This is a genomic window from Roseicyclus sp. (genome assembly GCF_052168335.1).
GTDB lineage: Bacteria > Pseudomonadota > Alphaproteobacteria > Rhodobacterales > Rhodobacteraceae > Roseibacterium.
The window spans coordinates 1-8,931 of the sequence record NZ_JBQLZP010000298.1; the positions used below are offsets into that span (position 1 = coordinate 1).

An 8,931-nucleotide genomic window follows, 5' to 3' on the forward strand; every position below is an offset into this window, starting at 1 on the left:
ATCCGCGCCACCGGCAGTGCCAGGTCGCGCAGCGCCTCGAGGCTCGGCATGGCATAGCCGGGCAGCCCCCGCATGTGCGGGCGCGTGGGCTCGTGGCTGAGGATCAGGGCGTCGGGCGCACCGCCGTGGATCAGCGCCATGGTCACGCCGGAATAGGAGACGTGGAAGAGGCTCCCCTGCCCCTCGATCATGTCCCAGTGATCCGCGTCGTTGTCGGGCGTCAGCCACTCGATGGAACCAGCCATGAAGTCGGCCACCACGGCGTCGAGCGGCACCCCCTCGCCGGTGATGAGGATGCCGGTCTGGCCCGTCGCCCGGAACGAGGACTTGCGGCCCCGCCGCTTCATCTCGGCATCCATGGCGAGCGAAGTGTACATCTTGCCGACCGAACAGTCGGTGCCGACGGCGAGGCAACGCTTGCCTGTGCGCGGCACGCCGCTGGCGATCGGGTATTTCACCGAGGGGACGCGCACGTCATGCAGCCTGCGCCCCGTGGCGCGGGCGACAGCGGCGAGATCCTCCTCGTCGCGCAGGAGGTTGTGGAGACCCGAGGCGAGGTCGAACCCCTCCTCGAGCGCCTGCACCAGCACCTTCTTCCAGGCCTGCGAGATGACGCCGCCCCGATTGGCGACGCCCACCACCATCGTCTTCACGCCCGCGGCCTTCGCCTGCGCCAGGTCCATGTCGGGCAGGCCCACATCGGCCTTGCAGCCCTCCATCCGGAACTGGCCGAGGGCATTGTCCGGGCGCCAGTCGCGGATGCCGCGCGCCACCTTGGCGGCGAGCTGGTCCGGCGCATCGCCGAGGAAGAGGAGGTAGGGTGTCTCGATCATCGCGGTCTCCGGGTCGGGTTCGCCGGGAGGATAGCGCGAGCCCCGCGTGGTTTTCTGGATATCTCCGCGCCCGCAGGGGCCATCTTGCGGAAATTCCTGCGCGAGACCGGGCTCGCGCGGGAAAATCCCGCGCCTCGCCGTCAGTCGCGCGCGATCAGTCCCACGGGCGGCGTCGCGCGCTCGAAGTCGACGGGCGCAGTCATCTCGGCGGGTGTGTTGCGCTTGAACTCGTAGCGCATGAGGTCGCCGTCGCGCGCCGAGGCGACGATCAGCGCCTGGGTGAGATGCCTCGGCCCCTCGAAGATGTCGATGAGTCCGCGCAGACGCGGCACGTCGTCGGCGTCCACGGCGAAGCCGCCGTCGCTGTAGTCGAGGATCGGAAAGGCTTCGTCGCCGACATGGACCACACGCGTCGCCCGCTTGCGCCTCGACTGGCGGCGCGCGGCGTTCAGTTGGTCCAGCAGGTCCTTCGGAAGAAACTCGGTCATGCTACGCGCCCCCCGGCGATGCAACTGTGGATAAAGATGCGGCAGTCTGCGCGGGAGTCAACCTGCGGATGCGGCACGAAAAGGATTGTCGCCAGAATGCTGCGGGACGGATGCGCCCCTGCACCTGCGGGCGCGACGGGTGGAATTTGTAGCCGTCACCCTTTATCGACATGTTACCGGTTTACTCGCCTGGGACAGTCCCGACGGAAGAATGCTCCGACAAGTTGACCGGAAATGGATCGCATGACGGCGGACGAATGACAGACCGAAGCGCCACGACAGGGCCGGGGCACCCGATCCTCGCCTTCGTCAACACGGTGGCCGATGACGGCAAGACGCGGAATCGCGACACCTTCGCGACGGGCGGCGAGTTGCTGGCGCAACTCCGTTCGGGCGGGCTCGACATTCCCACGGTCGTCCAGCCGCCCGGCCAGGGCCAGCTGCGCGCCCTGCGCTATCTGCGCGAGGCGACATGGTCCGTCCTCTCCGCAATCGCCACGGGGCGCACGCCCGGGCGCGAGGAGCGTCTCGTCATCGAGAGCGCGATGAAGGGCGCGATGGCCGACGCGGACCTCGCGCTCGGCGGCACGCGGATCGGCTGGCAGCCGGGGCCGCTCGGCGGGCTCCACGACACGCTCGCGCTTTGCCTCGCGGGGTTTCTCGCGTCGGCCGATCTCGACCGGCTGAGGGAATGCCGGCGCTGCACGCACCTGTTCCTCGATCACGGGCGGGGCACGGGGCGGCGCTGGTGCTCGATGGCGCGCTGCGGCAACCGCGCCAAGGCCGCGAGCTTCCGGGAACGGCGGCGGCCGGTCGCCTGAGCCCCCCGCCGCCATGTGCGCGCGTGCGGAACCGTCCGTGCGGTGCTGCCGGTTTCTAGAAGGCCGCTTCGCTCCTACTTCTCGAAGCGAAGGAAAACGAAGGAGGAAGCCATGGGACTTCTGATCGACGGAGAATGGCGCGACCAGTGGTACGACACGAAGTCGACCGGCGGCGCCTTCAAGCGGCAGGAGTCGCAGTTCCGCAACTGGGTGACGGCCGACGGCACGCCCGGCCCCTCCGGCGAGGGCGGCTTCGCGGCCGAAAGCGGGCGCTACCACCTCTATGTCAGCCATGCCTGCCCCTGGGCCAACCGGACGATGATCTTCCGCGCGCTCAAGGGGCTCGAGCCGCATATCGGCGTCTCGGTCGTGCATCCCGACATGCTGGGCGAGGGCTGGACCTTCGCCACCGACTTCGCCGGCGCCACGGGCGACGGCCTCTTCGGGTCGGACTACATGCGCGAGATCTACCAGCGCGCGCAGCCCGACGTGACGACGCGGGTGACCGTGCCCGTCCTCTGGGACACGAAGACCGGCCGCATCGTCTCGAACGAGAGCGCCGAGATCATCCGCATGTTCAACTCCGCCTTCGACGGGATCACCGGCAACACGCTCGATTTCTGGCCCGAGGCGTTGCGCCCCCGCATCGAGGAGATCAACGCCCGCGTCTACGACGAGATCAACAACGGCGTCTACAAGGCCGGGTTCGCCACGACGCAGGACGCCTATGACGAGGCCGTGCACGCGCTCTTCGACGCGCTCGACTGGGTGGAGGACATCCTCTCCCGGAACCGCTATCTCGCGGGCGACCGGGTGACGGAGGCGGATTGGCGGCTCTTCACCACGCTCGCCCGCTTCGACGCGGTCTATCACCTGCACTTCAAGTGCAACCGGCGGCGGCTGATCGACTATCCCAACCTCTGGGCCTATGCGCGCGAGCTCTACCAGTGGCCGGGCGTGGCCGGGACGATCCACTTCGACCACATCGTGCGGCACTACCACTACAGCCACGACAGCATCAATCCGCACCGGATCGTGCCCATCAACCCGGTGATCGACTGGCACGCATCGCATGGCCGCGAGGCCTTGAAGGCGGCCTGAGAAACGGTCCAGATCGGGCCGAGGCGGATCACGCGAGGCCCGATGGACCAGACCCTTCCCACCCGCGACCATGGCGGCGGCGTCGATGCCGCCGTCGCGCGCTGGGGCGGCGCGCGGGAGGACTGGCTCGACCTCTCCACCGGGATCAACCCGGTTCCCTACCCGCTGGGCCACCTGCCCGGGCGCGCCTGGACGGCGCTGCCGGACCGCGCGGCGATGGATCGCCTGATCGGCGCGGCGCGGAGCTTCTGGAGCGTTCCGCCCGAGGCCGACATCGTCGCCGCGCCGGGCGCGAGCGCGCTGATCGCGCGGATGCCGGGGCAGGTCGCGGGCCGACGCGCCGCCATCCCGGGCCCCACCTACAACGAGCACGCCGCCGCCTTCCGCGCGGCCGGCTGGGAGGTGGTCGAGGAGGGCGAGGAGGGCGAGGAGGGCGAGGTCGAGGTGCGCGTCGGCGTCCATCCGAACAACCCCGACGGGCGGCTGATGGCGGCGGGCGACATCGGCGGGCGGGCCCTCACCGTGATCGACGAGAGCTTCTGCGACGTCTGCCCCGAGGTTTCCCACGTCGCCCGGACCACGGAGCCGGGCGTCGTCGTCCTCAAGAGCTTCGGCAAGTTCTGGGGGCTTGCCGGGCTGCGCCTCGGGTTCCTGATCGGCAGTCCGGCGAAGTGCGCCCGGATGCGCGAGGCGCTCGGACCCTGGGCCGTCGCGGGCCCCGCGCTCGAGATCGGCGCCCGCGCCCTCGAGGACCGGAGCTGGGCCGAGACGACGCGCAAGCGCCTCGCCCGCGATGCGGCCCGGCTCGATGCGATGATGGCGGCGCGGGGGGCGGGGCTTGCGGGCGGCACGACGCTCTTCCGCACCTACACGGTGCCGGACGCTGCTGCCTGGCAGGCGCGGCTGGCGGAGGCCCGCATCCTCGCCCGCGTCTTCCCCTATTCGGCCACGTGGCTCCGTCTCGGCCTGCCGGGGGGCGAGGACGACTGGCGCCGCCTCTGGGATGCGCTGGCGTGACGGAGCATGCGCTCCTCCTTCTCGCCGCGCTGGCGCTCGACGCCGCCTTCGGCGAGCCGCGCCTCCTGTGGGACCGTCTGCCGCATCCCGCCGTCCTGATGGGGCGGGCGGTCGGCTGGTGCGACGCGCGGTTCAACCGGGGCAACGGGCGCAGGGCCAAGGGTGCGCTCGTCGTGCTCGGCCTGTCGGCGGGCGCCGTCGCGCTCGGAGCCGCCATCGCCGCGCTGCCGGGCGGGCCGGTCCTCGAGGTGATCGGCGCCGCGATCCTGCTCGCGCAGAAGAGCCTCGTGGATCACGTCCGCGCCGTGGCCGAAGGTCTGCGCGCCTCGCTTGCCGAGGGGCGGCGCGCCGTGTCGATGATCGTGGGCCGGGACACCGCCGCGCTCGACGAGGGCGCCGTCGCCCGCGCCGCCGTCGAGAGCGCGGCCGAGAACCTCTCGGACGGGGTCGTGGCCCCGGCCTTCTGGTTCCTGCTCGGCGGGCTGCCCGGCATTATCTTCTACAAGATCGTCAACACCGCCGATTCCGTGATCGGCCACCGGACCGAGCGGCACGGGGCGTTCGGTTGGGCCGCCGCGCGCCTCGACGACGTGCTGAACTGGGTTCCCGCGCGGCTGACCGCCCTCCTGATCGCGGCCGTGTCGCGCGACGCCTCGGCGCTCCGCATCGCCGCGCAGGACGGGCCGCGCCACCGGTCCGTCAACGCGGGCTGGCCCGAGGCGGCGATGGCGCGGGTGCTCGGCCTCGCGCTCTCCGGGCCGCGCAGCTACGGCGGCGAGATGACGACGGACCCGGTCCTGAACGCCGACGGCCGGCGTGCGGCGACGGCGGAGGACATCGACGCGGCCGCGTCCGTGCTCTGGCGCGTCTGGGGTGGGGTTTTCCTGACCACGGGCCTACTTTCCCTGTTCTGAACTTGCGGGCGTGCCGCGCGTTGCTAGTCTGTTTCCGACGGCTCGACAGCGAGGCACCACCAGATGAAGCAGAGACTTTTCGCGGCGTTCGTCGCCCTGGGACTGGCGGCGGGGCCGGTCCAGGCGCAGCAATGCGGCGGCGATTTCGGACAGTTCGTCCAGGGCCTCAAGGCCGAAGCGATCCAGCGCGGCCATCCCCAGGACATCGTGGACGCCTTCTTCCGGAGCGCGAGGTTCGACCAGCGCACCCTCGACGCCGACCGGCGGCAGGGGTTCTTCACCGTGCCCTTCACCGAGTTCTCGCGGCGCCTCATCTCGCAGAACCGCATCGACAACGGGCGCCGCAACGCCGAGCGCTACGGCGCCGTCTTCGACGAGATCGAGCGGCGCTTCGGCGTCTCGCGCGGCATCCTCCTGTCCTTCTGGGCCTTCGAGACCGACTTCGGCGGCTTCCAGGGCGACTACAACACGCTCAACTCGCTGGTGACGCTCTCGCATGATTGCAGGCGGCCCGAACTGTTCCGGCCACAGGTCTTCGCCGCGCTGACGCTCTACCAGAACGGCAACTTCGATCCGGTGAACACCCAGGGCGCCTGGGCGGGCGAGATCGGCATGGTGCAGATGCTCCCGACCGACATCGTGGAGCACGCCATCGACGGCGACGGCGACGGCCGCATCAGCCTTCAGACCTCGCCCGCCGACGCACTGCTGTCGGGCGCCAACATCCTGTCCTCGCTCGGCTGGCGTCCGCGCGAGCCCTGGCTGATCGAGGTGACGATCCCCGACACGCTCGACTGGTACCAGACCGGCATCCACACCTCGCGCAGTGTGTCCCAGTGGGAGGCGGACGGTGTGCGCGCGCGAGCCGGCGGCAGCCTGCCGATGCCCTCCGCGCAGGCCTCGCTGATCCTGCCCGAGGGGCGCAACGGCCCCGCCTTCATCGCCTATCCGAACTTCAGCGTGCTCTTCGAGTGGAACCAGAGCTTCACCTACGTGCTGACCGCCGCCTACTTCGCCACGCGGCTCGAGGGGGCACCCGTCTTCGACCCGCGCAACCCCGAGCCGGGTCTTTCGGGCGACCAGATGCGCGAGTTGCAGCGGCTGCTCGTGGCGCGGGGCTACGACACCGGCGGCACGACGGGCATCCTTGGCGCCCGGACCCGCGCCGCCGTGCGCGAGGTGCAGCGCGAGCTGGGCCTGCCCGCCGACGCCTGGCCGACGCCCGCGCTCCTGAGCGCGCTGCGCTAGTCAGTCCGGCTGCGGATCGGGACCCGCGTCGCGGACCTCACGGATCGGGAAACGGTCGCCGGCCGCCGTGATCAGGATCAGGCGGCCGGCATTCTCGACCATCGCATCGCAGCGGGCGGCGCCGGTGATGAACCGGACGCAGACCGTGCTTTCGGCCTCGATCTCGAAATAGCCGTAGGCATAGCCGCCCGCGCCGCCGTCATAGGCATAGGTGTAGCGCCCGTCGTTGTAGAAGTGGGACACCCCGCCGTCGAAGTAGACCAGTTCCCGGCCCCGCAACCGTGCGTCGAGGTCCGCCACCGGGATCAGCGCGTCGCCGGGGCGGGTATCGAGCGTCTGCGCCACGACCGGGAGCGTCAGGGCGAAGGCGAGACAGGCGGACAGGGCATGGCGCATGGCCGAGGCTAGCACGGCCCGGCGTTCACGCGCGCGTCACGAGTTGGTCAGGCGACCATCTGCTCGGCCTTCTTGAGGTCCACGGACACGAGCTGCGAGACACCCTGCTCGCCCATCGTCACGCCGAACAGGCGGTCCATCCGCGCCATCGTCACCGCGTGGTGCGTGATGATGAGGAAGCGCGTCTCGGTCTGCCGCGTCATCTCGTCGAGGAGGTCGCAGAACCGGCCCACGTTGGCGTCGTCGAGCGGCGCGTCGACCTCGTCGAGCACGCAGATCGGCGCCGGGTTCGCGAGGAACACGCCGAAGATCAGCGCCAGCGCCGTCAGCGTCTGCTCGCCCCCCGACAGGAGCGACAGGGTCGACAGCTTCTTGCCCGGCGGCTGGCATAGGATCTCGAGCCCCGCCTCGAGCGGATCGTCGGACTCCACCAGCACCAGCCGCGCCTCGCCGCCCCCGAAGAGGTGGGTGAAGAGCTTCGCGAAATTCGCGTTCACCTGCTCGAATGCGGCCAGCAGGCGCGAGCGCCCCTCGCGGTTCAGCGACGCGATCCCCGAGCGCAGCCTGGCGATGGCGGCCTCGAGGTCCTCCTTCTCGCGGGCGAGGGTGCGGTGCTCCTCCTCCACGGTCTTCGCGTCCTCCTCGGCCCGCAGGTTCACGGCGCCGAGCGCGTCGCGCTGGCGGCGGAGGCGATGCACCTCGGTCTCGATGGCGTCGGCTCGCGGCATCGGGTCGGGCAGGGCGCCGAGGCTGTCGCGCAGCGCCTCGGGCGTCGTCTCGTGCTCCTCCGCGATGCGGGCGGCGGCGGCCTGCACGGCCTCGGCGGCGGCGTCGCGGCGGGCCTCGGCGGCGGCGCGTCCCTCGCGCGCCTCGGAGGCGGCGCGTTCGGCGGCGCGCTCGGCGCCCTGCGCCTCGGCATGGGCGCGCTCCGCCCCGGCGAGCGCGTCCATTGCGGCAGCCCGGCGCCGTTCCGCGTCGCCGATCCGTTCGGCCAGTGTCTCCCGCCGCTCGGCGATCTCGGAAGGCATGGCGCGGGCGTCGGCCAGTTGCTCCTCCGCCTCGGCCTTGCGGCGGCGCAGATCGTCGAGCCTCGCCTCGGCCGAGGCGAGGCGGGTGCGCCATCCGCCCAGCTCCTCGGCGATGCGCGACAGGCGGCGGGACCGCATCTCGCCCTCGCGCTTCAGCTCGTCATGGGCGGCGCGGCGCGCGAGCATCGTCATCCGCGCGGCCTCGACCGTGGTGCGCGTGTCCGCGAGGCGCGCGCGCACGGCGTCGAGATCGTCGAGCGCCTCCTTCGCCTCGCGCGCGGCGGCCTCCTCGGTGCGGGCGCCTTCGGCCTCGTCCTCGTGCCGGCGCGCCGTCTCGCGCAGCGTGTCGAGCCGCGAATCGAGGCCCGCGCGCTCGGTCTCGGCCTTCGTGCGAGCGCGGCTCGCCTCGGCGAGGTTCGTCTCGGCGTCGCGGCGGGCCTTGCGGGCGGTCCGGTCGGCCTCCGTCAGGTCGGAGAGGCGCTGCGCCCAGGTCTCGTGCGCGGCCTTCGCGCGGGCGGCCTCCGCCTCCACGGCTTCGGCCTCGGCGCTCAGCTCGGCAAGCCGGTTCTGCTGCTCGAGCCTGCGCGCGGCGGCGGAGACGGCATCGCCGGCCGCAACCGCAAAGCCGTCCCAACGCCAGAGATCGCCCGCCGTGCTGACGAGCCGCTGGCCGGGCCGGAGGAGCGGCTGGAGGCGCGCTCCGTCCGCCCGATCAACCACACCGATCTGCGACAGCCTGCGCGCAAGCGCTGCGGGTGCCGCGACATGCGCGGCGAGCGGCGCGGCACCCTGCGGCAGGGGCGCGGTCTCGTCGTAGGGGGCGAGCGCCGACCAGCCGGTGCCGCCCGCGGTCCCGGCCAGCGGCGCGTTCAGGTCGTCCGACAGCGCGGCGCCCAGCACGACCTCGAAGCCCCGATCGACCCGCAGCGCGTCGAGGACGGCGTCCTTCGCGCCCTTCTCCCGCTCCAGCAGCCGGGCAAGCGCCGCGACCTCGGCCGAAAGCGTTCCGGCACGTCCCTCGGCGTCGGAGCGGGCGGCGCGGGCCTCGCGCTCCCGCTCCTCGGCGTCGGCGCGGGCGGTCTCGG

8 protein-coding genes and 1 pseudogene are annotated in these 8,931 nt (G+C 71.9%); 5 read left to right on the top strand and 4 right to left on the bottom strand.

The window, feature by feature from the left end; all coding sequences use genetic code 11:
- On the bottom strand, positions 1 to 833 hold an 833-nt coding region (locus tag ACTS11_RS09245; protein ID WP_442640034.1), incomplete at its 3' end, for a DUF1611 domain-containing protein.
- A 140-nt stretch (positions 834 to 973) separates the two neighbouring features.
- The gene (locus ACTS11_RS09250; protein ID WP_442640035.1) at positions 974 to 1,321 is read right to left on the bottom strand and encodes a hypothetical protein; all 348 of its coding nucleotides are present in this window, start codon (positions 1,319 to 1,321) and stop codon (positions 974 to 976) included.
- A gap of 257 nt (positions 1,322 to 1,578) precedes the next feature.
- Between ACTS11_RS09250 and ACTS11_RS09255 the strand changes: the two genes are divergently transcribed.
- The 5 genes from ACTS11_RS09255 (at position 1,579) to ACTS11_RS09275 (ending at position 6,422) form a co-directional block, all read left to right on the top strand.
- On the top strand, positions 1,579 to 2,142 hold the full coding sequence (locus ACTS11_RS09255; protein WP_442640036.1) for a CGNR zinc finger domain-containing protein: 564 nt from the start codon (positions 1,579 to 1,581) through the stop codon (positions 2,140 to 2,142).
- Between the two features lie 111 nt (positions 2,143 to 2,253).
- Positions 2,254 to 3,243, top strand: coding sequence for a glutathione S-transferase family protein (locus ACTS11_RS09260; RefSeq protein WP_442640037.1), 990 nt, complete (start codon positions 2,254 to 2,256; stop codon positions 3,241 to 3,243).
- 42 nt (positions 3,244 to 3,285) lie between these two features.
- Entirely contained in the window at positions 3,286 to 4,260 is a 975-nt protein-coding gene (locus ACTS11_RS09265) for a threonine-phosphate decarboxylase (protein ID WP_442640038.1), read from the top strand.
- The gene (gene cbiB / locus ACTS11_RS09270) at positions 4,257 to 5,174 is read left to right on the top strand and encodes an adenosylcobinamide-phosphate synthase CbiB (protein ID WP_442640039.1); all 918 of its coding nucleotides are present in this window, start codon (positions 4,257 to 4,259) and stop codon (positions 5,172 to 5,174) included. Before ACTS11_RS09265 ends, cbiB begins: the two co-directional genes overlap by 4 nt.
- A gap of 63 nt (positions 5,175 to 5,237) precedes the next feature.
- A complete protein-coding gene (locus ACTS11_RS09275; RefSeq protein WP_442640040.1) occupies positions 5,238 to 6,422 on the top strand; it encodes a lytic murein transglycosylase in 1,185 nt (394 codons plus the stop codon).
- On the opposite strand, the gene ACTS11_RS09280 is transcribed toward ACTS11_RS09275, so the two are convergent.
- Complete coding sequence (locus tag ACTS11_RS09280; RefSeq protein ID WP_442640041.1) at positions 6,423 to 6,818, bottom strand: hypothetical protein; 396 nt, start codon at positions 6,816 to 6,818, stop codon at positions 6,423 to 6,425.
- Positions 6,819 to 6,865: 47 nt separating this feature from the next.
- A pseudogene (locus ACTS11_RS09285) lies at positions 6,866 to 8,931 on the bottom strand (chromosome segregation protein SMC); the annotation flags it as partial.

Coding starts and splice junctions, on each gene's coding strand:
- ACTS11_RS09275 (WP_442640040.1), top strand. CDS start 5,238: ATGAAGCAGAGACTTTTCGCGGCGTTCGTCGCCCTGGGACTGGCGGCG.
- ACTS11_RS09260 (WP_442640037.1), top strand. CDS start 2,254: ATGGGACTTCTGATCGACGGAGAATGGCGCGACCAGTGGTACGACACG.
- ACTS11_RS09280 (WP_442640041.1), bottom strand. CDS start 6,818: ATGCGCCATGCCCTGTCCGCCTGTCTCGCCTTCGCCCTGACGCTCCCG.
- ACTS11_RS09255 (WP_442640036.1), top strand. CDS start 1,579: ATGACAGACCGAAGCGCCACGACAGGGCCGGGGCACCCGATCCTCGCC.
- ACTS11_RS09250 (WP_442640035.1), bottom strand. CDS start 1,321: ATGACCGAGTTTCTTCCGAAGGACCTGCTGGACCAACTGAACGCCGCG.
- ACTS11_RS09265 (WP_442640038.1), top strand. CDS start 3,286: ATGGACCAGACCCTTCCCACCCGCGACCATGGCGGCGGCGTCGATGCC.